The following is a 25783-nucleotide window of genomic DNA, read 5'->3' as shown; positions in this document are numbered from 1 at the left end:
GAGGATTGAATTATGAATTCAAAGGTTCTTGATACCCTTGAGTATAATAAAATTAAAGAAGCGATTCATGGCTTTTTATCAACTAGTACTGGGAATAGCGAATTGCGTCGCTTAAAACCCATTAGTGATCGAAAGCTAATCAAAACCGCACTATTAGAAACTGATGATGGTGCACATATATTAAGATTACAAAAAGCAATGCCATTAGTGACGTTAAATGATATTCGTCCCTATATGAAGCGCTTAACGATTAACGCTAGTTTGAATGGAACTGAACTAGCTCAAATTATGCAAGTATTAATCACTGTTAATCGATTAATGACTTTTTTTGATAATTTACAGGCAAATAAAGTGGAACTTCATCGTCTTTATGATTTGATTCAATCGTTTGCGTTGATTCCAGAAATTACAACAAGGTTGCAAAAAGCTTTAAACCCTGATGGACGGCTTTTGGATTCAGCTTCTGAGGAACTATATGGCTTAAGAAAGCGAATTTCACGGACTGAAAATAACATTCGTAATCGGATGGGCAAATACCTGCGGGGCAATCAAGCTAAGTTCCTTAGTGAATCGATCATTACAATTCGTGACGAACGGTATGTAATTCCAGTGAAAGCTGAAGCCAAATCTAAGTTTGGCGGAATCGTTCATGATCAAAGTGCTTCTGGACAGACTTTATACATCGAACCTGCTGCAGTAGTTGAGCTCAATAATCAATTACGGCGTGATCAATTGGCTGCTCGCCATGAGGAAGTTAAGATTTTAGCTGAACTTTCCGCGATGGTCGCTCCGTACCAAGACGAAATTATTGCTAATTTCAAAATCATTGGTCATTTAGATTTGATTAATGCAAAGGCTCGTTATGCTAAACAAATTAAGGCTACCTTGCCACAAATTTCTGCAAAGAATGTTTTAAATCTAAAAAATGCTAGACATCCATTGATCGATGTTAATAAAGTCGTTGGTAATACGATTGTGCTTGGTGATGAGTATCGGGCAATTATTGTGACTGGTCCTAATACTGGTGGGAAAACAATTACGATTAAAACGATTGGATTACTACAACTAATGGCTCAATCAGGTTTGTTTATTCCTGTTAATGAGGGCAGTCAGGTGGCTGTTTTTGATAATATTTTTGCCGATATTGGGGATGCACAATCAATTGAAAATAATTTGAGTACTTTTTCATCCCATATGGATAACATCATTAAAATTTTGCGTAACATCACTAAAAACAGTCTCGTTCTGCTTGATGAAGTGGGTGCTGGAACCGATCCTAAGGAAGGTGCGGCCTTAGCAATTGCCATTTTAGACCAAATTGGAGTCGTCGATAGTGAAGTGATTGCTACGACTCATTATCCTGAGCTAAAGGCGTATGCTTATAATCGTCCCCAGACGATCAATGCCTCAATGGAATTTGATATTGAAACGCTCAAGCCCACCTATCATCTCTTGGTGGGAGTGCCTGGGCAAAGTAATGGGCTAAATATTGCAGAACGCCTTGGAATGAAAAAAAGCGTTATTCAAGAGGCCCGTTCATTTACTGATACAAGTAGTCAAGAAATCAATAATATGATTAAACAACTAGCTGATCAAACTAAGCAGGCTCGTGAAGATGCTGAACAACTACGGATTCAGTTGAACGATGCGACTAAGTTACACCAAGAATTGACCGATAAGTTTAACCAATACGAGCACCAACGTGAACGGTTGAATCAATCCGCAAAAGAAAAAGCCAATGAGGTTGTTGCTAAAGCTAAGAAGCAAGCGGATAAAATTATTGCCGAGCTTCATGAAAAGCAAAAGCACCTTTCTGAAACAGCCGTTAAGGAAAATGAATTAATGGATGCTAAGGGAAAGTTAAACTCTTTGCATAATGATTTGAGTTTGAAGAATAACCGAGTTTTAAAACGTGAAAAGGCTAAGCATGATTTTCACAAGGGTGACGATGTGATGGTTAAGTCATATGGTCAACCTGGTGTTTTAGTTGATAAAATTGGTAATCATAATTGGGAAGTCCAAATGGGTATTCTTAAAATGAAAATTGACGAATCCGACCTAGAAAAGTTGAGCCAACCCAAAAAAGAACCCAAGCGTCAATACAATACAGTTAGACGGACTAAGTCTTCAGGAATGTCTTCTTCGCTAGACCTTAGGGGTCATCGGTATGATGAGGCGATGCATGAAGTTGATCGTTATATTGATGCAGCGCTACTAGCTGGTTATCCGTCTGTGACGATCATTCATGGGAAGGGGACGGGTGCACTTAGAAAGGGTGTTACCGACTATTTAAAGCGCAATCGACGGGTAAAGAGTTTTGGCTATTCACCAGCTAATGCAGGTGGGGATGGTTCGACCGTTGTTAAATTTAAATAGTGTACAATGCTTTTTAATTGCATTTAATTGAAACCGTGTTAAACTAGTTAAAAATAAGAATTTTAGGAGGTAATTTGATGGTTACGGAAACGACTGATAAAACCTTTGAACAAGATACTGCTAAGGGTGTTACTCTAACTGATTTTTGGGCAACATGGTGTGGTCCTTGCAGAATGCAATCACCAGTTGTTGATCAACTTTCTGAGGAAATGGGTGATAAGGTTACGTTCAATAAAATGGATGTTGACCAAAACCAAGAAACGCCTCAAAAATTTGGGATTATGAGTATCCCAACCCTATTGGTTAAAAAAGACGGTAAGGTAGTTGATAGTATTGTTGGGTACCATAGTAAAGAACAACTTGCTAAGGTATTGGATCAATACGTTGATTAATAATTGAATAAATAAAAAATCATGGCTAATGTTAGTCATGAAGAGACCCCCGTATGTTGGACAGAAAATGTTCAGCATACGGGGGTCTTTATTTTGGCAAAATATAGTTATGAATTTAGATTGAAAGTTGTTTTAGAATACCTTTCTGGAGTTGGATCAACTACGTTGAACCATAAATATGGCATTAAGGGTGTTGCAACAATCTACTCGTGGGTAAAGACGTATAAAAAATTTGGTAAAAAAGCGCTTATTGCAAAACATTATAATCAAGAATATTCTTATATGTATAAATTAAAAGTGCTGAAATGGATGCACCTCTACCACAAGTCGTATCCAGAAACAGCACTTCATTTTAATATTGCATCTCCGTCGAGCATCTTTACATGGCAACGGAGATTAGAGAATGGAAGCCTATATTTAATGAATAAACGTAAGTCCCATCAAAAGAATGTTCTCACAAATAGCGCTGTAAAGCAAATTAAACTGTTAAAAAAGCAAAATTTAGCTTTATCGATTAAACTATCCTATGAAAAATTACTAAGCACTAATAATCAATACGAAAGTATTGATTTATTAGTGAAAAAATTTAGTGATGTTGCAATTTCTAGAATATTATCATCAATTTCATTCCCTAAAAGTAGTTATTATCATCATAGAAAAGCTTCGCTTTCGAAAATAAATGATGAGTTTGATACTGAGGTGAAAAAGGCTGTTAAGGATCATCCTGCTTATGGTTATAGAAGAATAACAGCATTATTTAACAATAATGGATACCATGTTAATCACAAAAGAGTCCAGAGAATTATGCAAAAATACAGTTTACAGTGCCAACTATTTGGAAAAAGAAAACGTAAATATAACTCTTACCATGGCCAAGTAGGCCATGTTGCTGATAATGTTTTAAATGGTGATTTTTCATCTAATAGTTTTGGAGAGAAGATAACAACAGATGTAAGTGAATTTAGATATGGAAATGAAGATATAAACCATCGGGTTTATCTTTCTCCAGTGATGGATTTATATTCTGATAAAATCATTTCATATGGAATTAGCAGCCATCCAACAGTTGAACTAACATTAAAGCCGTTGAACCAGGCACTAAAAAGAATCCAGAACACTGTTAAGCATTCAATTGTGCATAGTGATCAAGGAATTCAATACCAGAGTCATAGCTGGGTTCAAACACTAAACAAATATGAAGCTATTCAGTCCATGTCCCGTAAGGGGACATGTTTAGATAATGCTCAAATGGAATCATTTTTCCATATCATGAAAATTGAAATGATGAATACGCATTATGATACCAAAAAATCCTTAATCAATGCGATGAAAACATGGATTAAGGATTACAATAACAATAGATTAAAAGAAAAACTAGGATACCAATCACCAAATCAATATTTGGGATTGATATCCTAGCAAAAAGTATTAGTCCAACCTATAGGGGTCAGATCATCATGATTTTTTTTGTTTATTCTTGCTCACTATCTTCAGAATCGTTATTTTCTTGAATTTGATCTGAAATGACATCAAATGGGGCAACTGCTTCAAATTCATCAGTGGTATTTTGGGGATCAATATGAACGCTAACGATTACTTGTCCCTTTTTAAGTTTCTTTTTATCAAGCTCTGCTTCAGTGACTAATCCACGTTGTTGTTCAATTGATTGGGCTAAGAATCCAGATTCAAACATGAAATCGGCATCATGATCAGCATTAATTCTAGCATCAACGATTGGACCACTCACTAACCACTCAATTAGATTTTCACTTTCCTTATTCATTGTAAGATGGCCTAGTCCTGATTGCTCAAAGAAGATGGCCAATTCGGATTGATTATTAGTGGCGTATTTGCGCGCCATTCGTTTGCCAGCCCAGTAAAGAATACTATGAACGTCATCACCTAGCAGGTCAGTAATTACTTCATCGCGTAGGAAAGCTGCTGGCCAATTATTTTTTATTTTCGGATTGGTAATGAATTTTTGATATAATTCTTTAGTCATATCCGTTCTCAACCTCAATTCTTTTTCATTTATGAATTCCATTATACACGCACTAAAACATTTTTGGCGAACCTTTTAAACTATCTTATATCTTGAAGGTTGGTTAAAAATGTTAGATAATATAGTTTCATAACATTCGAAAGAGGGATCAACAATGAATTCACAACCAATTGGATTCATGGATTCTGGAGTTGGTGGCCTGACGGTTGCCAAAGAGGTCATTACCAAGCTGCCGAACGAATCAATTGTTTATTTCGGTGACGAAGCCAGATTACCATATGGTGAAAAAAGCCAATCACAGATTCAAGTTTTTGCAATGCAGATTGCACATTTTTTAATAAAAAAAGATATTAAGCTGTTGGTGGTCGCTTGTAATACAGCTACTGCTCAGGCACTTCCTGTTTTACAGCGCGCACTGTCAATTCCAGTAATTGGTGTGATCGATCCCGGAAGTCAATTAGCAGTTAAAACGACGCAAAATAATCGCATTGGGGTAATTGCAACTAATGGAACCGTCAAGAGCCATGCTTATGAGCAGGAATTAAAAAGGTTGAACAAGAACGTGGATGTCTTTAGTCTAGGATGTCCACGATTTATCCCCATGGTTGAGGACGGTAAGTACCATAGCCCGTTAGATCAATCAATTGTAGATGTTGATGTCAAGCCGATGCTAGGCCATGATATTGATACCTTAATAATGGGGTGCACTCACTATCCCATTATGCGATCGTTGATTCAAAAAGCAATTGGAAATGATATTAAATTAGTTGATCCAGGAATAGCGGTATGTGAACAAGTAGTTGAGGTGTTACGCCAGTCAGGCCTTTCAGCGCCTGCAGATCATTTGGCGACTTATCAATTTTTTACCACTGGTTCAATTGATAAATTTGTAACGATTGCCGAAGATTGGCTTCAACGTTCAATTACCGCTAGTCATGTTGAATTAACAGAATTGGAGGATGAATAATGACGGATTTAATCATTGCCACTAATAACCAAAACAAGGCTCGAGAATTTAAGGAAATGCTTGCCCCGCATGGATTTAATATTAAGACTTTAGCTGATTTTCCATCAATTGGTGAAATTGAAGAAAACGGGACTACTTTTGAGGAAAACGCGACCATTAAGGCTAGTACAGTTGCTAAAATTACTGGGCATTCTGTTTTAGCTGATGATTCAGGACTGCAAGTAGCAGCCCTAAATAATGCTCCAGGTGTCTATTCAGCGCGTTATGCAGGTGATCATGATGATGAAGCTAATAATCGCAAATTATTGGCAAATTTAAAGGGGAAACAAGACCGTTCGGCAACGTTTAGGACTTGTTTAGTGTTGTTCAAGCCTAGTGGCGCTAAATTAGTTGTAAATGGTGATATTCATGGAGAAATTTTAGAATCACCGCGTGGGAACAATGGCTTTGGATATGATTCACTATTTTACGTTCCCGAAAAGCAGCTTTCAATGGGTGAGATGACTGATGAGCAAAAAAATGCGATTAGTCATCGGGGCCGAGCTACTCAAAAATTAGTGGATCAAATTGACGAATGGTGGAAAAATAACCAATAAAAAAAGACGATTTTAAATCGTCTTTTTTTATTGGTTATTTTAATTAGTTTAATACTAATGGACTCTTTGGTAACTCGATGCCAGCATCTGAAATTGCATCTAAGTAGTGCCCTAAGAATTCGTGTTGAATGTATAGTTGTTGACCATTCTTAGTTTGGATGTTGACTTGAATTGCAACGTTACCGTCAGGAGTGTTGGTAGCTCCCCAAACATCTGGAGCAGCGATGATGTCTGGATATTGCTTAACGTATTCATCATTGACTTTATTAATGATATCAATCGTTTTTTCTACTGGAGTATTACCATTGATTCTAATTTGGATAATGGCCCGTGTTTCACTCCGATTCCGATTAGTGATCGCAGCAACTTGACGGTTTGGAATGTAGTTAACATATCCATTAAAACTAGTTAATTCAGTCGTTCTTAAATTAACTGATGTTACCGTTCCTTCGATCGATGAACCGTTGGTAAGGGTCAAGGTTGCGTATTCACCTACATCGATTTGTTTTTCGAATAGGATCAAAAATCCAGTAACGATATCGGTAACCAGTCCTTGAGCCCCGATCCCGATTGCCACACTGAAGATACTAGCACTGGCAAGTAAGGTACCGATTGGTACGCCCACTTCGGATAGTACCGAGTAGATCCAGAAGAACACTAATCCGTATTGAAATGAGTTCTTGGCAACTACGTGTAAGGTCGTGATTCGCTTGCTTGAATTTTTAGTGTTATTGCTTTTTCCATATTGTTTAAAAGCCTTATTGATAAAGAACTTTCCCAACCGACTAATGATAATGAAAAAAATCGAAATGATAACGACTGAAAAAATCGTACTAGTTAAGTTGTTTAATATTTTATCCCATTTGAATGTTGCTAAGTATTTTTGAATAAATGAACTATTTTTAGTAATCACAGATTCTGCGAAAAACATTAACTAATTCCTCCTTAGATATAATAACAGTATTTTAACACAGATTTATCAATATAATTAGTAATTAACTTTAATTGTCAAACTTTGGTTAAAATGATATTCTTAATTGTAGGTTTAATAATTAATTGTTGGGAGGGATTTAGATGACTGCAGGTATTATTGCCGCTTTAGCTTTTCTATTATTAGTAATTTTCATTGGTGTATTTTTATTGAAATTGGTTACGACCTTAAATGAAGTTAATCAAAGCTTAAAATCAATTACCAATGATGTGGATGTACTTTCTAATCAAACTGAAAAGATTTTGGCAAGTTCTAATTCAATGCTTAAGGATTTAAACGACAAGGTCAATACAATTGATCCTGTCTTTCAAGCAGCAGCTGACTTAGGGGTTAGTGTGTCAGAATTAAATGATTCTACTAAAAACCTTACAAGTCGGGTTAAAAATGGTGGTAAATTAGGCTTTGGTGGAAAAGTCTTAAGCTTAGTTGGTAAGTCCGCTTTTGGTAACAAGAAAAAGAAAAGTAAAAAATAATCAATTTTAGAGGTGTTTGTTATGAGTAAAAAAGCAGGATTCGGATTTGGTTTATTTTTAGGATTGACTGGTGCCGCTGCATACTTTGCATTTAAGCGTTTAGACCCAGCCAAACAAAAGGAAATTGTTACAAAGGTAAATAATACTGCCCATGATTTAAAGGATCGAGCAGTTGACTATGCATTTTATGCTAACGATGCGCTTTCCGATGCCAAGGAAACGTTAGGACAAAAAACAAATGAAGTTACCGATAACGCAAAGCAAGCGTTTAACTCCGCTACTGATAAGATTAATGATCGTTTCCAAGAGGCTTCTGATGATGATAATGATGAAAGTAACACTACTCAATTTCACACTGCCGCAGATCGTTTAAGAGACGAACTAGGGAGTACATCTGAAGATGCCCAAGATGATATCGTTGTTAATGCTGATGATGTCTTCAAAAATGACAAAAAAGTGGAAACCTTTTATCCCAATGGCACTTCCAAATAACTTAATATACTTAGTTTCAAGCCCTCTCAATATTGAGAGGCTTTTTTATTTATAAATTGATTGCAGTGATGATATTTGTTATATTAAAAAGGATTAATTTATATGTAAGCGCTATTATAAAGAAAAGGAAGGCTATTTCATGGAAAAACAAACGGTTACCATATACGACGTTGCTAGGGAAGCAAATGTTTCCATGGCAACTGTTTCACGGGTGGTAAATGGAAATAGTAATGTTCGTAAAAATACGCGTGATAAGGTATTGGGTGCAATTAAAAAGTTAAATTATCATCCTAATGCAGTTGCAAGAGGGTTAGCCAGTAAGAAAACCACTACTATTGGGGTAATTGTACCAGATGTTACTAATATTTATTTTTCTGAGTTAGCCCGTGGGATTGATGATATTGCTGCAATGTACAAATATAATATTATCTTAGCTAGTTCCGACGGGAATGAGGAAAAGGAAAAGCGGGTCTTTAATTCTTTGATGACTAAGCAAGTTGATGGAATTATTTTTATGGGTCATGATGTTGAACCGACGCTTAGGGGTCTATTTGAAGGATCGACTGTTCCGGTCGTATTGGCTGGAACGGTTAGTAAAAATCAACTAGAAGCAAGTGTTAATATTGACTATCAAGCAGCTGCTTCAGAAGCGGTTAGTAACTTAGTGGCAAATGGTTGTTCTAAGGTGGGGCTGGTTTGTGGTTCACTAGATTATGCAATCAATGCTGATTATCGAGTAGTTGGTTATCGGAGGGGACTTGCTGACAATGATATCCATTTTAATAGTGATTTTATTTTTTCTACGGATGAAAGTTATCAATCTGGTTATGATTTAGCACTTCGCTTAGTTCAAGCGGGAATCGAAGGGGTCTTTGTTAGTGATGATGAACTAGCAGCTGGTATCTTGAATGGACTAACTGATAATGGGGTTAAAGTTCCCAATGATTTTCAAATTATAACTGGTAATGATACTAAGTTTACTCGTGTTGTGCGCCCTCAATTATCTTCAGTAGTTCAACCTCTTTATGATATTGGGGCAGTCGCAATGCGATTATTAACTAAGCTGATGAATCATGATGAGGTTGACGAAAAAAACGTACGACTTTCTCACCAAATTATTAAACGTGATTCAACTAAGTCAAATTAATTTAGAATGGAATGATAATTATGAAATCAAATGAGGCGCTATTGATTATTGATTACACAAATGATTTTGTAGCTGATAAGGGTGCTTTGACATGTGGAAAGCCAGCTCAAGAACTTGACGATTCAATTGTTCAGTTAGCTGATGAAATGAAGAAACAAGGGGCTTGGATCTATTTTCCGACCGATGTTCATACCCCTAATGATCCTTACCATCCTGAAGCTAAGCTATACCCACCCCATAACGTTCGCGATTCATGGGGTCGGCAGTTATTCGGGCATGTTGATGATTGGTATCAACAAAACCAAGGGGATGAAAAGGTTCACCTTTTTGATAAGACCCGTTATAGTTCGTTTGCTGGGACTGACCTTGATTTAAGGTTACGTGAACGCCATGTTGATACGCTCCACTTAACGGGAGTTTGTACTGATATTTGTGTATTACACACGGCAATGGATGCGTACAATCGTTGTTATAATTTAGTAGTTCACAAATCATGTGTGGCAACACTGTCAGATGAAGCGCAGAGTTGGGCTTTGAATCATTTTCAAAATTGTTTAGGCGCAAAAGTGGTTGATTAGGGTTGTTACCTTGATTAGCTTTTTAGATATTGCTATAATTGTATTTGTTTAATTTAGGATTATAAAGAGAGGAGTGCTTAATTTATGTCAGGACATTCAAAATGGCATAACATCCAGGGACGTAAAGGTGCTCAAGATGCTAAGCGTGGAAAGATTTTCCAAAAAATATCACGTAACTTATACCAAGCTGCGAAGGCTGGTGGTGTTGACCCAGACGGTAACCCCCAATTGCGGCTAGAAATGGACAAAGCTAAGGCAGCTAATATGCCAAAGGCAAACGTTCAACGTGCATTGGACAAGGCTTCCGGTGTTGGTGGAGCTAAGTTCGAAGAAATTACTTACGAAGGTTATGGACCTGGTGGAACTGCCGTAATGGTTTCCGCCTTGACTGATAATAAGAATCGGACTGCTTCTGCAATCCGTTCTGCATTCACCCACCATGGTGGTTCATTAGGTGCCTCTGGTTCCGTTTCATACCTATTCGACCGTAAGGGATACATTGTGATCCTTCGCGATGGTTTAGATGTGGATGAAGATACGATGTTAATGGATGCTTTGGATGCAGGTGCCGATGATATGAAGGCTAGCGATGATCGTTTTGAAGTCTTCACCGACCCATCGAACATGCAAGCAGTTAGGGATGCACTTCAAGAAAAGTATGATTTAGATACTGCTGAAGTGAAGATGATTCCAAATACAACAACCGAAGTTCCAGAAGCTAAGTTATCACAATACACTGGCTTAATCGATGAACTATCTGAAAACGATGACGTTCAAGATGTTTACGAAGCCGCTGAATTACCAGATAACGTTGAATAATTAACTTAATATTTATTTGTAAATCCCCAATCAACTTTTTTAGTTGGTTGGGGATTTTTTGATTGGGATAAATATAAATTGCGTAATTAATTATTAAGGAGGGGATATTATGGATGTTAAAACGCTGATTACTTCAGTCTTGATAGAAGCTTATCAAGCGCGCTCAGCAGATGTGTATATTGTACCCAAGCAAACTAATTACACGATCGAACGTCATTATAATAATCAAATCATCACTGTTAAATCAATTCCTAAATCAATTGGACTGAAAATAATTAATTACTTTAAATATAATGGGAACATGTTAATTAGTGAACATCGCCGTCCGCAGATGGGAGCAATGGAGTGGCACCATGAAAATTATCATTGTTATCTACGATTTTCAACCGTTGGGGATTTTAAAAGTCGTGAAGCAATGGTAATTAGACTTATTTATCCGCTGGATAGCCATTCGCTTCATTTTTTAAAACCTGAACAATACCAAAGTTTAAAGCAGCGGTCCGTTCAAAGAGGGTTAATTGTTTTTGCAGGGCCCACTGGTTCTGGAAAGACGACTACGATCTATCATTTGGCACGTGAATATAGCGTAAATCAAAAGGTTATGACAATCGAAGATCCAGTCGAAGTTTACGAACCTAGTTTTTTACAGCTACAGGTTAATTCGGATGCTTTGATGAGCTATCAAGAACTGTTAAAGGTAGGACTTAGAAATCGACCTGATATATTTATCATTGGTGAAATTCGTGATGCCAGTACCGCTCAAGCAGCAGTTCAGGCTGCTTTAAGTGGTCATTTAGTGTTGACCACCCTGCATGCTAAAAGTCCATTAGGCGTGATCGAGCGTTTAACTAATTTAGGGGTGCAGCTCGATTATTTAAAACAATGTTTAAATACAATTTCATATCAACGGCTCTTGTTTAGCAACGATGAGCAACCTAAGGCCCTCTTTAATTTAGTCACGGCTGAAGACATTTTTGAACAACATTTAACCCAAACCGATTCAATTAAAACCTGGCGCACTGATTTAGATCAACTAGTGAGCGCTAAACTAATTGGTGATGAGGAGCGAAAGCGGGTGTGGTATGGATAAGCGACTTTCAATTAAAAAGCAATTACAATTTTTTGAATCCTTAAATGCACTTTTACAAAACGGATTTTCGATTGGTGAGGCAATTAAATTAATCAGTGAATTACATGTTAAGGATCAATTTATTGATAACATAATAAATCAATTGAATGCTGGGGAATCCTTTGCCAACGGATTGATTAACTACATTCCAGTTGATATCGTTAATCAAATTGAAATTGCTGAACAACATGGACAGCTAGTTAATACCCTTCAAAGCATCCAAAAATTTATTGAAGAACGTAATAAGCAGCGAACTAAACTGAATGCACTATTGATTTATCCGTTCTTCCTAGTGGGCTTATTGATGATCATTATTGTGGGAATTAAGTTATTCGTAAGTCCCCAATTAAGCATGATTGGTGGTTCAGATTCAATAAAAAATAATGGTCAAATTTGGTGGTGGCTATTGTTACCGCTTTTTTGTGGCAGCCTAATTTGTTTTGGAATGTGGCTGCGCCAACAAACTCGAATTAAGCGAGCTGAGTTTTATGCGCGGGTGCCTATTATTGGTGGAATCATTCAATCATATTATGCATACTTTTTTGCAAGTAACATTTCATTATTAATGGCCAGTGGTTTAGAAGCCAGATCGATTGCCACTGTTTTAAAACGATTTCAAGCTAATTCAATTTTATTTGAAATTGGCAGGGAGTTGGAATTATCGATTCAGTCTGGTCGCTCAATTAATAGTATTATTGAACGACATGCTTTTTTACCGAATGAGGCGGGACTATTCTTTGATCATGGCGATCAAGCTCAGTTAGTTGCTAAGAAACTAGCTGTTTATTCTAAATTATCTTTTGATAAGATGTGGAATCAGTCTCAACGCCTCATTTCAATTGTTCAACCAGTTATTTTTGTGGTGATTGGAGCGGTAATCGTAATCACCTATTTAAATATGTTGTTACCGATGTACGATACATTAAGCGAGGTTTATAAGTAATGAAATTTAAATTTAAAAGCCAAAGAGAAGCATTCACATTAATTGAAATGACGATCGTGTTATTCATTATTTCCCTTTTGATTTTAATCGTTATTCCGAATTTAACCAACCAAAGAAACAATGCCAAATCAATTCATGGTACTGCGATGGAATCAGTGGTGCAAACCCAAATTGATAGTTATTTGAATGAAAACAGTGATGATAAGGTCACCTATGCAATGCTAGTAAGCAATGGATACTTAAGTGAAAAACAAGCTAAACAAGCCCAGCAAAATGGGATTCGAATTGTTGACAATAATGCTCAAAAATAGATCTGGATTCACACTGCTAGAATCTTTGATCGTAATGGTGATTGCAATTATGGTATTAATGATTGGAATAATTGGTGTGAATGGTCATAGCGCTGGTCGAATGCAAGAACGAATCTTTTGGCAATCTTTTCAAAAACAGTGGCAATATTCAGAACGCTTAGCGGTTGAAAAACAAATTAAGGTAAGGGTTGTTTTTTATAAACATCAGCTACAGTTTATTTATGCTAATGATACGCCATTAGAACAACTGAACTACCCAAAGGGACTGGTTAATTTACAGCCAAGAGAAGAAGTGATTATCAAAAGTAATGGGCACGTTAGCCCCAAAACGATTAATTGGGATTCACAAAATTATCAACGAAAAGTCAAACAAACTTTTCAATTAGGGTGGGGAGTTTATCGAATCAAGTATGAATAATAGGGATGGATTTACTTTAGCCGATTCATTATTAGCGTTATTGATCATCAGCACAGCAGTAACCTTTTATTTGACGTTTTTGCAAACGATTAATGTTAAATTGATGAATAGTAGGATTAGAATGGAACGAGAACGGGAACGGTATGAAAAAGTTATTATGGAACAAAGTAGGCACTAGAAACGCCTTTACCATCGTAGAAAGTATTATTTCATTGATGATTGCCTCAATGGTGGTTTTACTTTGTGGAATAATTATCAACTATAGCTTGAATCGACGCCAGCAGGAGAATCATCTGACTGCTTTTCATATGTATTTACAAATGCTCGAATCTGATGAATATCGATTTAAGTACGTTTCAAATGAATTAGACAGGCTTAATTTAACTGCTCACCATAAAAAATATCAGCTTTCATTATCAAATAATAGTATTAAAATGACTACCGATCATGGTGGATACGTCCCATTAATCGATGGGGTTAGTCGTGTTGAATGGAGTTATCATAATCGAATTTTAAAAAGTAAGTTAATAATGGAAAATGGGGATGTATTTAATGCCAGATCATTATTACCAAAAACGGGGTAGTCAATAATGAGAACAGCTTCAATGACTTTGATTGCAATAATTATTTTATTGTTAATGACAACACTGCTATATTTTCAAATTAAGGCAATCAATGGGGAGATTCGTACTAATAACTCAATTAGTCTCGACTATCAAAAACGGGTGGAATTGGTTTTAAAATCGCAAAAATAATTAAATCGTTGTCAATCTTGAATTTATTCACAATTTTCTGGTAATATTGATGTTGGTTATTGTCTAATCACTTTACCTAAGGAGGTTGAGAATACTGGCTAAAAAAGATACTGAGACTCTTTTTAAGGTATTGGATCAATCGACTGAGTTATTGCAAAAAGCATTGAATTTATCTTATCTAGATTCATTTATTGAAAATGGAAATAACATGTTAGATAATAATAATGTTCATATTGAAAATAATCAACCAAATTCCGATGTTGCTGACCAATTAAAGTCACTATATGAACAGGTTGATTATCAAAATATGGATTCTGAAGATGTTCGTAAGGCCATTCAAATGATTATGATTAAGGCAGTCGTTCAGGATAAAATTCAGGCTAACCACCAATTAACACCTGATACAATTGCGTTCATCATTGGCTATTTGCTTACGCGGATCTTTAAGTCCCAGTCTAAGATTAATATTTTGGATTTAGCAGTTGGTAGTGGGAATTTATTAATGGCAGTGATGCATCAATTATCTTCTGAATTACATGCGGATGTGCATGGCATTGGAATCGATAATGACGATTCACTATTATCAATTGCTGGGATTAACGCTGAGATGCAACAATTACCAGTAGAATTAATCCACCAAGATTCGATCAATAACATTTTGGTAAACAATGTGGACTTAGTAATTTCAGATCTACCAATTGGATATTATCCGATTGATGAAAACGTACGAAATTATGCCACTAGTTCTAAAAATGGTCATTCTTTCGCCCATCATCTATTGATCGAGCAGGGAATGAACCATGTTAAACCAGGTGGTTTTGGGGTATTCTTGGTTCCTAGTAATTTATTTCAAACTGAGGAGTCAAAAACACTATTGAAGTGGATGCAAGATAATGCATACCTGCAAGGGATGTTGAACCTGCCTCGTGAGCTATTTTCAAATCAAAATACTCAAAAGGCAATTATGATCTTACAACGCCACGGTGATGGTGCAAAGCAAGTGAATAAAATCATGATTGGTGAATTTCCTTCATTCAAGGATCAATCTGCATTTCAAAAATTTATTGCAGAAATCGTTGAATGGGAACAAAAGGATTTATTAGCTAAGTCATAATACTATTTTTAAGGAGAATAATTATGGGAAAATCAATTGCAATTAACGCTGGTAGTTCAACTTTGAAGTACAAATTGTTCGAAATGCCATCTGAAAAATTAATTTCTAGTGGGGATATCGCAAGAATTGGGATGCCCGATTCAACCGTATCGATTAAGTATGGAGACGGAAAGAAATATAAGGATACCCTAGATGTTAAGGACCATGAAGAAGCAATCAAGTTGGTATTAGACAAGCTATTGAGCCTTGACATTATTAGTGATTACAATGAAATCACTGGGGTTGGTCATCGGGTCGTTGCTGGTGGAGAAGAATTTAAAGATTCAGTTGTTATTGATGATGATGTCTTACAAAAGCTAGCAGACTTATCAGAATTAGCACCACTTCATGAACCTGCTAATATCTTAGGGATTAAGGCATTTAAGAAGATTTTACCAAACGTTATTAGTGTTGCTGTGTTTGATACTTCATTCCATACCACAATTCCTGAAAAGAACTATACCTATGGAATTCCTTATGAATATTATGAAAAATATGGTGCTCGTAAGTACGGTGCTCACGGAACTAGTTACCGTTACGTTAGCCAACGAGCTGCCGCAATGCTTGGTAAGCCAGTTGAAGACCTTAAGTTGATCATCATGCATATTGGTGCAGGAGCTTCAATGTGTGCCGTTAAGGGTGGTAAGTCATACGATACCTCAATGGGATTTACCCCACTTACTGGTGTGATGATGGCCACTCGTTCTGGGGATGTTGATCCTTCCGTTCTTTCATACGTAATGGAAAAGGAAGGCATTGATAAGCTTAGTGACATGATCACGATCTTGAACAACAAATCTGGATTACTTGGTGTATCAGGCGTTTCTGCTGATATGCGTGAAATCGAAGGGGTTCAAGATAAGAATCATCGGGCTTATCTTTCAAGAGAAATGTACAAGAATAGAATCATTCGCTACATTGGTCAATACATTGCTGAAATGAATGGTGTTGATGCGATCGTATTCACTGCCGGTGTTGGTGAAAATGATATCATGATTAGACAAGAAGTTACCGACGAATTAGGCTACTTTGGCATTGCAGTTGATCCAAAGAAGAATGATATTCGCGGTGAAGAACGTGATATTAGTACTGATGATGCTAAGGTTAAGACTTTGTTGATTCCTACTAATGAAGAATTAATGATTGTTCGGGATGTTGAAAGATTGAAAAAGAACTAAATCATTATCAAATAAAAAAGGTAGCTGATCGGCTACTTTTTTTATTTCAACTAAAAGTGAAATAAATTCATTTAACTTTTTATAAAGTGAATTATTATTGATATAACGCTAAATTACTCTCTCGCTTGGTGCTAGCGTTTTTTTAACTTGGTTGTGATTTTTTATGAACCCAGTTTATACTAATTTACATTATAAAGGAGTGTTTAAAATGGGACAAAAAGATGAACAAATGTCCAAAGAACTTAAAGAACGCCATGTTCAGCTAATTGCGCTTGGCGGAACGATTGGAACGGGACTATTTTTAGGAGCTGGTCAGTCAATTCATTTTGCTGGGCCATCAATTCTACTTGCATACATAGTTGCTGGAATTGCCTGTTTCTTTTTAATGCGTTCACTAGGGGAACTATTGATGTCCAATCCTGATAGTACCTCATATATTGATTTTATTGCTAAATACTTGGGTCCTAAATGGGGATTCATTACTGGATGGACCTATTGGGTCTCATGGATTGCAATTGCGATGGCGGAAGTCACTGCCGCTGGTCTGTATATGAAATTCTGGTTTCCGTGGATGCCACAATGGCTACCCGCGTTGGTAATTTTGATTATTTTATTCTTATTAAATTCGATTACCGTATCTGCTTTTGGTGAAACTGAATTTTGGTTTGCAATCGTTAAGGTGGTGGCAATTATTTCTCTGATTGTTGTTGGAGTCGTATTACTTTTGATTCATTACCAAACTTCAGTGGGAGCAGTTAGCATTGGTAATTTAACCCATGGTAAGTTCTTTGCCAACGGGGCAGCGGGCTTCTTTCTTTCTTTTCAAATGGTGATCTTTAGTTTTGTGGGAATTGAAATAATTGGGATGACCGCTTCTGAAACGAAGAATCCAGAGCGGGTCATTCCAAAGAGTATTAATTCGGTACCAGTTAGAATCCTGCTCTTTTACATTGGATCATTAATGGCTTTGATGGTGATTTATCCTTGGAACGATATTAGTCAAAATGCCAGTCCGTTCGTCCAAGTATTTGAAAACATTGGAATTACTTCTGCGGCTGCGATCATTAACTTCGTGGTTTTAACCGCCGCTGCTTCGGCATGTAACAGTGCGGTCTTTACCACTGGGCGGATGCTTTATTCGTTGACTGGCAACGAATCAAATCGGTTCAGTAAAAAGATGCATCGACTTTCTAAGAAAAAGGTCCCGAGCAACGCCATTTTAGCTTCGACTTTAATCATTGCGATTGCCGTAATCTTGAACATGGTGATTCCAGAAGGAGTCTTTACGTTCATCGCCAGTGTGGCAACGACTTGTTTCATCTTTATTTGGGGCTCGATCGTAGTTACCCATATTAAGTACAGAAAGCAAGTCAAAGCTGATAATCAAGAGGATAAACTAAAATTTAAGACCCCTTGGTTCCCGTTATCCGACTATTTTGTAATTGCATTCTTAGGAATGGTCGCAGTTGTGTTACTATTTAAATTTGATACTTTAATTGCGTTGGTTGGTTCGATTATTTGGTTGATCGTAATTTACATGGTTTACGTGATCGGTACCAAAAGAAATAAATAATTTTGCAAAGCTACTTTCAATTTGGAAAGTAGTTTTTTTGTAGCTTCTTTTTGAAAAAACCGAAAACGATGTAATATAATGTTAAATATGAGGGTGATTGAGATGAATTATTTTACAGCAGATACGCATTTTTTTCATAAGGATATTTTAGGTTTTAATGACTTTGCACCACGGCCGTTCAAAGATGTTTTTGAAATGAATCAAACCATTATTCAAAACTGGAATGAACGCGTCAAGCCAACCGATACCGTTTATCATCTAGGTGACATTGCCCTATATTTTATTAAGCCCATAAAAGAAGCCTATCGACAGATTTTTGAAGTGCTTAAACAATTAAACGGTAATTTAATTTTGATCAAGGGTAATCATGATAGTCGTGATTTTTTTAAGTACTTAGATAAACATAATTTTATTGTGAATGGAAAACCTAAGTTTCAATTCCATGACGTAGGCGTAATCATTAAGTTCAATCATCGGCAATACTATATGACTCATTACCCAATGATGTTAGGAATTGTTCATCAAATCATTAATTTACATGGGCATATTCATCATTACGCAGTTCCAATTAAGGAGAACATTAACGTCGGCATTGATAGTCCAGAATTGGATTACCTGGCAAAGCGCCCCCCATTTGGCGCCCCATTATCTGAAGCAGAAATCGAAACGATAATTGAGCAAAAGGCAATTGATTTTGCAAAAAGACATTAGAAGGGATGATTTCGTTGACAGAAAAAATAGCAATTCTGCATACCAATGATATGCATTCACATTTTGAAAATTGGCCAAAGATTAGACGTTACATCAATAACCAGCGTAATAAATTAGAGGCTGATGGTTATCAGGTGTTAGTTTTTGACGTTGGAGATGCTTTTGATCGGGCCCACCCACTAACGGAAGCGACTAACGGTCAAGCCAACATCCATCTAATGAACGAAGTTAAATATGATGCCGTTACGATTGGTAATAACGAGGGGCTCACGAATACACATTCTCAAATGAATCATCTTTATGATGATGCGAATTTTGACGTTGTGTTGGGCAATTTAAAGGATTTAAAGACTGGCGAACAACCGAAATGGGCTAAACCCGTCAAGCAAATCGTAACGAAGCAGGGGACGCGAGTATTGATTATGGGGTTCACAGCTCCATACATATTGACCTATCCGCTAGTGGGGTGGCAGCCTATTAATGAGCAAGTGGCCATTCAAAAAATGCTTGAACAATATAAGGGCCAATATGATGTCTTGTTTATGTTATCGCATCTAGGGATTGGAAATGATCGCTCCAATGCAGTTAAGTATCCTCAATTTGATGTTATTTTCGGTTCACATACGCATCACTTATTAGTAAATGGTGAATTGGATAATGATACCCTCCTTACTGGTTGTGAAAAGTGGGGTCATTATGTTGGAACGGTAAAACTAGAAATTGGCGATGATCATAAAGTCATAAGTAAATCGGCTTCCGTTGTAAAAACAGCTGATTTACCGACACTGGCTAGTGATCAAGCCAAAATTGATGGATATGAACTAAAGGGCGAGCAACTCTTGGCGAACCGCAAAGTAGCAGCAATTGACCATCAGATGAAGATGGACTGGGTTCATGGTGGAGAATTCAGTCAAATTGGGCTCGCTGCAATGAAACACAAGGCAGGCACTAAGGCGGCAATTATCAATGCGGGTTTATTTTTGACCGATTTACCAGCGGGGGTAGTTGATAAAAATCAAATTCATAAATTGCTGCCCCATTCTATGCATGTAATGAAAACGACGTTAAGTGGCTATAACTTATGGCGCTTGATGAGGGAAGTTGAAAAAAATAAACGCTTTTTAAGTCGTTTTCCGCAAAAGGGAATGGGCTTTCGAGGTGATATTTTTGGTAAAATAGAGTTATCAGGGATTGAATATGATGCTGAAAATGATATTGTAAAATTTGATGGGACAGTGGTAAAAAATGAAGAACGCTACTCGATCGCATTGTTGGACCACTATTTATTTATTCCATTTTTTCCAACTGTATCAATTGCGGGTGAGAATCACATGTATTATGATCAACCATTACGGGATGTCTTCAGTGATTATTTAGCAACTCAATATCCACTGAATAAAAATTAGAGCGGAGGAGTATCTTGGACCGAAACAAAATTGAAGAACTATTTGAAGAAAGTCGAACCAGTCGAAAACCATTGGCAGAAATTAGCCAAACGAATGATACGGATTTATTGATTAATGGCTATCATTATCAATTAGTTACGAATAAGGGCGAAGCGTTCGATATTGAAGAATTAAGGCTTGCTTACAATACCTTTTTTAGTAAGTATGATTATATTTTGGGTGATATTGGATATGGTCAACTACGTTTAACGGGTTTTTATTCTGATGATCGAAATGTTAATCCGACTAATAAGATTAGTGCAGTAAGCGATTTTTTAGTTGAATATTGTAATTTTGGTGCTCCATATTTTATTTTACACAATCAAGAAGTAAAGAGAGTAAAACCAACTAAACGGAGGGGTAATCGTAATAGTCGCTCAACCAATAGCAATCGAGGCCGCAGTCGGAGGACAAGTGCTAAGCATGCTTTTATTGAGGAGAAAGTGACTAAAAGAAAGCCGCCGTTGGAAAAACGAAAGTCAATGATCGTTTCTGAATCAAAGGAAAAGGGCAAACGACATTTCAAAATTAGACAGAAGCAAAAGTAAAGGAGAATCAATTTAATTTATGAAACGTTATAAGGGATACTTTATTGATTTAGACGGGACCATTTATGCTGGTAAAAAAAGGATTCCAGCGGCTAAGCGTTTTATTGAGCGGCTTCAGGCAGCAGGAATTCCGTTTTTATTTGTTACTAATAATACGACCAAGTTACCTAGGGATGTGGTCGCAAATTTATCAGAAAACCACGATATTCATGTTGATGAATCAAATGTATATACAGCTGGGCTAGCGACTGCTGATTTTATGAATGATGATGCAGATGCTACTCATCGTAAGGCATATGTAATTGGGGAAACAGGTTTGGTAGATGCACTTGAAGCCCGCAATTTTGAAATTACTAGTGATGATCCTGATTATGTAGTAGTTGGATTAGATACTGAGGTCACTTATGAAAAATTTTGTGTAGCGACCCTTGCGATTCAACATGGGGCTAAGTTCATTGGAACCAATCCAGATACTAATATCCCAAATGAACGCGGAATGTTGCCAGGTGCTGGATCATTAGTAGACTTAGTTCGTTATGCAACTCAAACTGTTCCCACTTTAATCGGAAAGCCTAAGGCAATCATTTTAGAAAATGCTTTAAAAATTATTGGCTTAAAAAAAGAAGAAGTGGTGATGGTTGGTGATAACTATATGACTGATATTTCGGCTGGAATCAACTTCGGAATTGATACTTTATTAGTATATACAGGAGTATCAACTAGAGAACAGATTGCTCAAAAGGATATTAAGCCAACTTGGCAAATTAATTCTTTGGATGATTGGAAATTAACTAATGATTAGCAATTGGCGAGATTATCTTTTTTGCCTATTATTAGAGCTTTTTTGTTTAAGTTTAGCAATTTTTTTAGTCGTTAATTTAACACCGCTTTACTGGATTGATATTCATTTAATGAATTTAGAACGGTCAACTGGAATCAAAGCGAATTTTATTATGGGTGATTATTTAAGAATCATAAACTATATTCAAAATCCTTTTTATCAACACTTAAAATTTCATCATTTTGCCTCAACTGCTAATGGAATCAAGCATTTTAGTGATGTTAAACATTTAATTATTTTCAACAATCTTTTTATGGTTGTTTCAGGGTTGTTTACTTTGAGGGGAATAATAAAATTATCATTGTTAAAGCAGCGATGGAGAATGATGGTACCGATTAAGGTGTTAATGATTACGTTATTAGCATTGGTAACGGTTGTATTAGTTAATTTTGATAAGTGGTTTATCCTTTTTCACAAATTGGTTTTTAGAAACCAAGATTGGATTTTTAATCCCGATTACGATCCCATTATTAATGCACTGCCAATTGGTTTTTTCGTTCAATCATTTTTGCTATTAATTATTTTCATCGCCGTTTTAAATTGCTTATTGTATTATCTTGGTAAACGCGATCTAAAATAAAAAAACCACCGTTACGGTGGTTTTTATTTACTAATTTTTTCTTTGATTAGCCCGATGATCGCTGGCATTAATGAAATCAAAATAATTCCTAAAATAACTGCTGAAAAATGTTCTTTGATAAAAGGAATATTACCGAAGAAGTATCCAGCACCGCAACATATTAATACCCAGGTGAAACATGCAGGAATGTTGTGGATAGCGAATCGTTTGTAATTCATTTTACTGCTAGCAGCAACGAATGGGATTAATGTCCGAATGATCGGCATAAATCTAGCTAAAAAGATTGCTGCAGAACCGTGCTTTTTAAAAAAGTAGTTTGTTTTTTCGATCTGTTCTGGTTTAATTACTTTTTGCACCCATTTGTTATTTAGCATTTTTGTTCCTACTTTCGAACCAATTAAGAAATTAATTGAATCTCCAGCGATTGATGCAATTAAAAATAATCCAATAAAAATCCAAATATTTAAAGAATAACTAGCATTTGCAGATAGTGCTGCAGCAGCAAATAATAATGAATCCCCCGGTAAAAACGGTAGGATGACTGCACCAGTTTCAATTAATATGACTAGAAATAAAATTAAATAAGTCCAGTTTCCAAAGTTGTTAACAATATTGATAATATGTTTATCAATGTTTAGTGTGAAATCGATTAATTGTCCCAAAAGACTCGCTCCTCATAAATTTTAGTAATTACATTCTAGCAGAAAAGGTAATAGCCGATTCGCTTTTGCAATCTAATTTATAAAAAAATAAAAGATAGCATTTGATTTTATCTGCAAAACCATGGATAATATTTAGTGTTTGATTAATTAATTTTGAACAAGTAGGAGGATTAAAATGACTGAATACCCACAATTAGAAACGAATAAAGCAAATGGGTTATATGCTACTATCGAAACCAGCAAGGGAAACATTAAAATTCAACTATTTCCTGATGAAGCCCCTAATACTGTAAAAAATTTTGTTGAATTAGCTAATGCTAATTATTATGATCATTGTAGCTTTCATAGGGTGATTAATGATTTTATGATTCAAACTGGCGATCCAACCGGAACGGGTAATGGTGGTGAAAGTATTTGGCATCAACCATTTGAAGATGAATTTTCTGATCAACTCTATAATATTCGTGGTGCAGTATCGATGGCTAATGCTGGTCCGAATACAAATGGAAGTCAATTCTTTATTGTTCAAAGTAAGAAAATCAATGCTGAAATATTAAATCAACTTGAAGACGCTAATTTTCCAAAACCAATTATTGATGCTTATAAGAAGAATGGTGGGACCCCGTGGTTAGATTTTAGACACACTGTTTTTGGCCAAGTGGTTAGTGGAATGAACGTTGTTGACAAGATAGCTAATGTTAAGGTTGATTCAGCTGACAAACCATTGCAAGATGTTTTAATTGATCAAATTAAAATTTCTAAATAAAAAGGGTTGACTTAAACTGTTAATCTTGTTAAGATATTTTTTGTTGTCATAAAGACATCGATTGATTTATAAAATAAATTCAAAAGATGTTGACATTAATCAACACTTTGTGATAACATTTAATAGTTAGTTTCAAATCATAAAAGAAGCTGACTGAAGTAGATCTTTGAAAACTGAACAAAATTATGACAAAAAATGTGTAAGGAACTTCATTTTAAATGAAGTACAAAAAACTTATGCGAAGTCAATTCGCTTTAAAAAGTAACAAAATTAAGAAGAGCTAACGTTAAGCTTTTCATCATAAGATGAGAGTTTGATCCTGGCTCAGGACGAACGTTGGCGGCGTGCCTAATACATGCAAGTCGAACGAACTTCCGTTAATGATAGTTGATGCTTGCATTAACTTGACTTAACATCGAAGTGAGTGGCGAACTGGTGAGTAACACGTAGGTAACTTGCCCTAAAGCGGGGGATAACATTTGGAAACAAGTGCTAATACCGCATAACAACAAAAACCGCATGGTTTTTGTTTGAAAGATGCGTTTGCATCACTTTAGGATGGACCTGCGGCGTATTAGCTTGTTGGTGGGGTAATGGCCTACCAAGGCAATGATACGTAGCCGACCTGAGAGGGTAATCGGCCACAATGGGACTGAGACACGGCCCATACTCCTACGGGAGGCAGCAGTAGGGAATCTTCCACAATGGACGCAAGTCTGATGGAGCAACGCCGCGTGAGTGAAGAAGGGTTTCGGCTCGTAAAACTCTGTTGTTAAAGAAGAACAAGTTTGATAGGAAATGATCAAGCTTTGACGGTATTTAACCAGAAAGTCACGGCTAACTACGTGCCAGCAGCCGCGGTAATACGTAGGTGGCAAACGTTGTCCGGATTTATTGGGCGTAAAGCGAGCGCAGGCGGTTTTTTAAGTCTGATGTGAAAGCCTTCGGCTTAACCGGAGAAGTGCATCGGAAACTGAAAAACTTGAGTGCAGAAGAGGACAGTGGAACTCCATGTGTAGCGGTGAAATGCGTAGATATATGGAAGAACACCAGTGGCGAAGGCGGCTGTCTGGTCTGTAACTGACGCTGAGGCTCGAAAGCATGGGTAGCAAACAGGATTAGATACCCTGGTAGTCCATGCCGTAAACGATGAATGCTAGGTGTTAGAGGGTTTCCGCCCTTTAGTGCCGCAGCTAACGCATTAAGCATTCCGCCTGGGGAGTACGACCGCAAGGTTGAAACTCAAAGGAATTGACGGGGACCCGCACAAGTGGTGGAGCATGTGGTTTAATTCGATGCTACGCGAAGAACCTTACCAGGCCTTGACATCTCCTGCAAAGCTAAGAGATTAGCCGTTCCCTTCGGGGACAGGATGACAGGTGGTGCATGGTTGTCGTCAGCTCGTGTCGTGAGATGTTGGGTTAAGTCCCGCAACGAGCGCAACCCCTATTATTAGTTGCCAGCATTCAGTTGGGCACTCTAGTGAGACTGCCGGTGACAAACCGGAGGAAGGTGGGGACGACGTCAAATCATCATGCCCCTTATGGCCTGGGCTACACACGTGCTACAATGGACGGTACAACGAGTTGCGAAACCGCGAGGTCAAGCTAATCTCTTAAAGCCGTTCTCAGTTCGGATTGCAGGCTGCAACTCGCCTGCATGAAGTTGGAATCACTAGTAATCGTGGATCAGCATGCCACGGTGAATACGTTCCCGGGTCTTGTACACACCGCCCGTCACACCATGAGAGTTAGTAATACCCAAAGTCGGTGCAGTAACCTCTTTTGAGGAGCTAGCCGCCTAAGGTAGGACTGATGATTAGGGTGAAGTCGTAACAAGGTAGCCGTAGGAGAACCTGCGGCTGGATCACCTCCTTTCTAAGGAATAATTCGGAACCTTACACAGTCATAGTTTTGTTTAGTTTTGAGAGGTCTACT

The 25783-nt window shown here is 36.9% G+C and carries 29 protein-coding genes and 1 rRNA gene; 27 read left to right on the top strand and 3 right to left on the bottom strand.

Annotated elements, in window-relative coordinates; all coding sequences use genetic code 11:
- Positions 1 to 12: 12 nt before the first annotated feature.
- The 3 genes from ACSVI6_RS05535 to ACSVI6_RS05525 all read left to right on the top strand — a co-directional run bounded on the left by ACSVI6_RS05535 (position 13) and on the right by ACSVI6_RS05525 (position 4187).
- Positions 13 to 2376 (top strand): endonuclease MutS2, encoded by a 2364-nt coding sequence (locus ACSVI6_RS05535; protein WP_491720606.1) that lies wholly within the window; start codon positions 13 to 15, stop codon positions 2374 to 2376.
- Positions 2377 to 2453: 77 nt separating this feature from the next.
- The gene (trxA, locus tag ACSVI6_RS05530) at positions 2454 to 2768 is read left to right on the top strand and encodes a thioredoxin (protein ID WP_491716455.1); all 315 of its coding nucleotides are present in this window, start codon (positions 2454 to 2456) and stop codon (positions 2766 to 2768) included.
- Between the two features lie 93 nt (positions 2769 to 2861).
- Positions 2862 to 4187, top strand: coding sequence for an IS3 family transposase (locus ACSVI6_RS05525; protein WP_491716077.1), 1326 nt, complete (start codon positions 2862 to 2864; stop codon positions 4185 to 4187).
- A gap of 52 nt (positions 4188 to 4239) precedes the next feature.
- Here the strand turns inward: ACSVI6_RS05525 and ACSVI6_RS05520 are convergent, their stop codons facing one another.
- A complete protein-coding gene (locus tag ACSVI6_RS05520; RefSeq protein ID WP_491716454.1) occupies positions 4240 to 4770 on the bottom strand; it encodes a YslB family protein in 531 nt (176 codons plus the stop codon).
- A gap of 154 nt (positions 4771 to 4924) precedes the next feature.
- Between ACSVI6_RS05520 and murI the strand changes: the two genes are divergently transcribed.
- Positions 4925 to 5737 (top strand): glutamate racemase, encoded by an 813-nt coding sequence (gene murI / locus ACSVI6_RS05515; RefSeq protein WP_491716453.1) that lies wholly within the window; start codon positions 4925 to 4927, stop codon positions 5735 to 5737.
- Complete coding sequence (locus tag ACSVI6_RS05510; RefSeq protein WP_491720605.1) at positions 5737 to 6333, top strand: XTP/dITP diphosphatase; 597 nt, start codon at positions 5737 to 5739, stop codon at positions 6331 to 6333. Before murI ends, ACSVI6_RS05510 begins: the two co-directional genes overlap by 1 nt.
- A gap of 43 nt (positions 6334 to 6376) precedes the next feature.
- Here ACSVI6_RS05510 and ACSVI6_RS05505 read toward each other — a convergent pair whose 3' ends face one another.
- Positions 6377 to 7264 carry a mechanosensitive ion channel family protein gene (locus ACSVI6_RS05505; protein WP_491716451.1) on the bottom strand — a complete coding sequence of 296 codons (888 nt, stop codon included), beginning with the start codon at positions 7262 to 7264 and terminating at the stop codon, positions 6377 to 6379.
- A gap of 143 nt (positions 7265 to 7407) precedes the next feature.
- Here ACSVI6_RS05505 and ACSVI6_RS05500 point away from each other — a divergent pair, with 143 nt between their 5' ends.
- From ACSVI6_RS05500 to ACSVI6_RS05405, 20 genes are all read left to right on the top strand, one after another.
- Positions 7408 to 7797 carry a DUF948 domain-containing protein gene (locus ACSVI6_RS05500; RefSeq protein WP_491716450.1) on the top strand — a complete coding sequence of 130 codons (390 nt, stop codon included), beginning with the start codon at positions 7408 to 7410 and terminating at the stop codon, positions 7795 to 7797.
- 21 nt (positions 7798 to 7818) lie between these two features.
- Complete coding sequence (locus ACSVI6_RS05495) at positions 7819 to 8289, top strand: hypothetical protein (RefSeq protein WP_491716449.1); 471 nt, start codon at positions 7819 to 7821, stop codon at positions 8287 to 8289.
- A gap of 139 nt (positions 8290 to 8428) precedes the next feature.
- Positions 8429 to 9436, top strand: coding sequence for a catabolite control protein A (ccpA, locus tag ACSVI6_RS05490; RefSeq protein WP_491719614.1), 1008 nt, complete (start codon positions 8429 to 8431; stop codon positions 9434 to 9436).
- Positions 9437 to 9456: 20 nt separating this feature from the next.
- Positions 9457 to 10014, top strand: a complete 558-nt coding sequence (locus tag ACSVI6_RS05485; protein ID WP_491720604.1) for a cysteine hydrolase family protein — start codon at positions 9457 to 9459, stop codon at positions 10012 to 10014.
- Positions 10015 to 10098: 84 nt separating this feature from the next.
- Positions 10099 to 10833 (top strand): YebC/PmpR family DNA-binding transcriptional regulator, encoded by a 735-nt coding sequence (locus ACSVI6_RS05480; protein ID WP_491716446.1) that lies wholly within the window; start codon positions 10099 to 10101, stop codon positions 10831 to 10833.
- 109 nt (positions 10834 to 10942) lie between these two features.
- Entirely contained in the window at positions 10943 to 11923 is a 981-nt protein-coding gene (comGA, locus tag ACSVI6_RS05475; protein ID WP_491720603.1) for a competence type IV pilus ATPase ComGA, read from the top strand.
- A complete protein-coding gene (gene comGB / locus ACSVI6_RS05470) occupies positions 11916 to 12905 on the top strand; it encodes a competence type IV pilus assembly protein ComGB (protein ID WP_491716445.1) in 990 nt (329 codons plus the stop codon). Before comGA ends, comGB begins: the two co-directional genes overlap by 8 nt.
- A complete protein-coding gene (gene comGC / locus ACSVI6_RS05465) occupies positions 12905 to 13216 on the top strand; it encodes a competence type IV pilus major pilin ComGC (RefSeq protein WP_491716444.1) in 312 nt (103 codons plus the stop codon). The genes comGB and comGC overlap by 1 nt, the downstream gene beginning before the upstream one ends.
- Complete coding sequence (comGD, locus tag ACSVI6_RS05460) at positions 13203 to 13634, top strand: competence type IV pilus minor pilin ComGD (protein ID WP_491716443.1); 432 nt, start codon at positions 13203 to 13205, stop codon at positions 13632 to 13634. Before comGC ends, comGD begins: the two co-directional genes overlap by 14 nt.
- Entirely contained in the window at positions 13627 to 13812 is a 186-nt protein-coding gene (locus tag ACSVI6_RS05455) for a hypothetical protein (RefSeq protein WP_491716442.1), read from the top strand. Before comGD ends, ACSVI6_RS05455 begins: the two co-directional genes overlap by 8 nt.
- Complete coding sequence (locus ACSVI6_RS05450; protein WP_491716441.1) at positions 13778 to 14218, top strand: competence type IV pilus minor pilin ComGF; 441 nt, start codon at positions 13778 to 13780, stop codon at positions 14216 to 14218. Before ACSVI6_RS05455 ends, ACSVI6_RS05450 begins: the two co-directional genes overlap by 35 nt.
- A 6-nt stretch (positions 14219 to 14224) precedes the next feature.
- The gene (locus ACSVI6_RS05445) at positions 14225 to 14389 is read left to right on the top strand and encodes a hypothetical protein (protein ID WP_491719441.1); all 165 of its coding nucleotides are present in this window, start codon (positions 14225 to 14227) and stop codon (positions 14387 to 14389) included.
- A gap of 85 nt (positions 14390 to 14474) precedes the next feature.
- Positions 14475 to 15503 carry a class I SAM-dependent methyltransferase gene (locus tag ACSVI6_RS05440; protein WP_491720602.1) on the top strand — a complete coding sequence of 343 codons (1029 nt, stop codon included), beginning with the start codon at positions 14475 to 14477 and terminating at the stop codon, positions 15501 to 15503.
- Positions 15504 to 15526: 23 nt separating this feature from the next.
- The gene (locus ACSVI6_RS05435; protein WP_491716439.1) at positions 15527 to 16720 is read left to right on the top strand and encodes an acetate/propionate family kinase; all 1194 of its coding nucleotides are present in this window, start codon (positions 15527 to 15529) and stop codon (positions 16718 to 16720) included.
- Between the two features lie 208 nt (positions 16721 to 16928).
- Positions 16929 to 18293, top strand: coding sequence for an amino acid permease (locus ACSVI6_RS05430; RefSeq protein WP_491720601.1), 1365 nt, complete (start codon positions 16929 to 16931; stop codon positions 18291 to 18293).
- A 102-nt stretch (positions 18294 to 18395) separates the two neighbouring features.
- Positions 18396 to 19004 (top strand): metallophosphatase, encoded by a 609-nt coding sequence (locus tag ACSVI6_RS05425; protein ID WP_491719607.1) that lies wholly within the window; start codon positions 18396 to 18398, stop codon positions 19002 to 19004.
- A gap of 14 nt (positions 19005 to 19018) precedes the next feature.
- Entirely contained in the window at positions 19019 to 20410 is a 1392-nt protein-coding gene (locus tag ACSVI6_RS05420) for a bifunctional metallophosphatase/5'-nucleotidase (protein WP_491720600.1), read from the top strand.
- A 14-nt stretch (positions 20411 to 20424) separates the two neighbouring features.
- Positions 20425 to 20997 (top strand): YutD family protein, encoded by a 573-nt coding sequence (locus ACSVI6_RS05415; RefSeq protein ID WP_491716435.1) that lies wholly within the window; start codon positions 20425 to 20427, stop codon positions 20995 to 20997.
- A 19-nt stretch (positions 20998 to 21016) separates the two neighbouring features.
- The gene (locus ACSVI6_RS05410) at positions 21017 to 21799 is read left to right on the top strand and encodes a TIGR01457 family HAD-type hydrolase (RefSeq protein WP_491720599.1); all 783 of its coding nucleotides are present in this window, start codon (positions 21017 to 21019) and stop codon (positions 21797 to 21799) included.
- Positions 21792 to 22418, top strand: a complete 627-nt coding sequence (locus tag ACSVI6_RS05405) for a TIGR01906 family membrane protein (protein WP_491716433.1) — start codon at positions 21792 to 21794, stop codon at positions 22416 to 22418. Before ACSVI6_RS05410 ends, ACSVI6_RS05405 begins: the two co-directional genes overlap by 8 nt.
- A gap of 23 nt (positions 22419 to 22441) precedes the next feature.
- Here the strand turns inward: ACSVI6_RS05405 and ACSVI6_RS05400 are convergent, their stop codons facing one another.
- Positions 22442 to 23080, bottom strand: a complete 639-nt coding sequence (locus ACSVI6_RS05400; RefSeq protein ID WP_491716432.1) for a VTT domain-containing protein — start codon at positions 23078 to 23080, stop codon at positions 22442 to 22444.
- A 175-nt stretch (positions 23081 to 23255) separates the two neighbouring features.
- Here ACSVI6_RS05400 and ACSVI6_RS05395 point away from each other — a divergent pair, with 175 nt between their 5' ends.
- Both ACSVI6_RS05395 and ACSVI6_RS05390 read left to right on the top strand, forming a co-directional pair.
- A complete protein-coding gene (locus ACSVI6_RS05395; RefSeq protein ID WP_491716431.1) occupies positions 23256 to 23846 on the top strand; it encodes a peptidylprolyl isomerase in 591 nt (196 codons plus the stop codon).
- Positions 23847 to 24147: 301 nt separating this feature from the next.
- Positions 24148 to 25723 (top strand): 16S ribosomal RNA (locus tag ACSVI6_RS05390).
- The last annotated feature ends 60 nt before the right edge of the window (positions 25724 to 25783 follow it).

The sequence above is a fragment of the Nicoliella sp. ESL1106 genome (assembly GCF_058509965.1).
The sequence above is the reverse complement of the archived record's forward strand: the minus strand, read 5'-3'. Positions and strand labels throughout refer to the sequence as shown.

Excerpts from the sequence above, each read along its gene's own strand:
- comGC (WP_491716444.1), top strand. The coding sequence starts at position 12,905 with ATGAAATTTAAATTTAAAAGCCAAAGAGAAGCATTCACATTAATTGAA.
- ACSVI6_RS05535 (WP_491720606.1), top strand. The coding sequence starts at position 13 with ATGAATTCAAAGGTTCTTGATACCCTTGAGTATAATAAAATTAAAGAA.
- ACSVI6_RS05500 (WP_491716450.1), top strand. The coding sequence starts at position 7,408 with ATGACTGCAGGTATTATTGCCGCTTTAGCTTTTCTATTATTAGTAATT.
- comGA (WP_491720603.1), top strand. The coding sequence starts at position 10,943 with ATGGATGTTAAAACGCTGATTACTTCAGTCTTGATAGAAGCTTATCAA.
- ACSVI6_RS05405 (WP_491716433.1), top strand. The coding sequence starts at position 21,792 with ATGATTAGCAATTGGCGAGATTATCTTTTTTGCCTATTATTAGAGCTT.
- ACSVI6_RS05455 (WP_491716442.1), top strand. The coding sequence starts at position 13,627 with ATGAATAATAGGGATGGATTTACTTTAGCCGATTCATTATTAGCGTTA.
- murI (WP_491716453.1), top strand. The coding sequence starts at position 4,925 with ATGAATTCACAACCAATTGGATTCATGGATTCTGGAGTTGGTGGCCTG.
- ACSVI6_RS05425 (WP_491719607.1), top strand. The coding sequence starts at position 18,396 with ATGAATTATTTTACAGCAGATACGCATTTTTTTCATAAGGATATTTTA.
- ACSVI6_RS05520 (WP_491716454.1), bottom strand. The coding sequence starts at position 4,770 with ATGACTAAAGAATTATATCAAAAATTCATTACCAATCCGAAAATAAAA.
- ACSVI6_RS05480 (WP_491716446.1), top strand. The coding sequence starts at position 10,099 with ATGTCAGGACATTCAAAATGGCATAACATCCAGGGACGTAAAGGTGCT.
- ccpA (WP_491719614.1), top strand. The coding sequence starts at position 8,429 with ATGGAAAAACAAACGGTTACCATATACGACGTTGCTAGGGAAGCAAAT.
- ACSVI6_RS05510 (WP_491720605.1), top strand. The coding sequence starts at position 5,737 with ATGACGGATTTAATCATTGCCACTAATAACCAAAACAAGGCTCGAGAA.
- comGB (WP_491716445.1), top strand. The coding sequence starts at position 11,916 with ATGGATAAGCGACTTTCAATTAAAAAGCAATTACAATTTTTTGAATCC.
- trxA (WP_491716455.1), top strand. The coding sequence starts at position 2,454 with ATGGTTACGGAAACGACTGATAAAACCTTTGAACAAGATACTGCTAAG.
- ACSVI6_RS05435 (WP_491716439.1), top strand. The coding sequence starts at position 15,527 with ATGGGAAAATCAATTGCAATTAACGCTGGTAGTTCAACTTTGAAGTAC.
- ACSVI6_RS05445 (WP_491719441.1), top strand. The coding sequence starts at position 14,225 with ATGAGAACAGCTTCAATGACTTTGATTGCAATAATTATTTTATTGTTA.
- ACSVI6_RS05410 (WP_491720599.1), top strand. The coding sequence starts at position 21,017 with ATGAAACGTTATAAGGGATACTTTATTGATTTAGACGGGACCATTTAT.
- ACSVI6_RS05395 (WP_491716431.1), top strand. The coding sequence starts at position 23,256 with ATGACTGAATACCCACAATTAGAAACGAATAAAGCAAATGGGTTATAT.
- ACSVI6_RS05450 (WP_491716441.1), top strand. The coding sequence starts at position 13,778 with ATGAAAAAGTTATTATGGAACAAAGTAGGCACTAGAAACGCCTTTACC.
- ACSVI6_RS05430 (WP_491720601.1), top strand. The coding sequence starts at position 16,929 with ATGGGACAAAAAGATGAACAAATGTCCAAAGAACTTAAAGAACGCCAT.
- ACSVI6_RS05505 (WP_491716451.1), bottom strand. The coding sequence starts at position 7,264 with ATGTTTTTCGCAGAATCTGTGATTACTAAAAATAGTTCATTTATTCAA.
- comGD (WP_491716443.1), top strand. The coding sequence starts at position 13,203 with ATGCTCAAAAATAGATCTGGATTCACACTGCTAGAATCTTTGATCGTA.
- ACSVI6_RS05485 (WP_491720604.1), top strand. The coding sequence starts at position 9,457 with ATGAAATCAAATGAGGCGCTATTGATTATTGATTACACAAATGATTTT.
- ACSVI6_RS05495 (WP_491716449.1), top strand. The coding sequence starts at position 7,819 with ATGAGTAAAAAAGCAGGATTCGGATTTGGTTTATTTTTAGGATTGACT.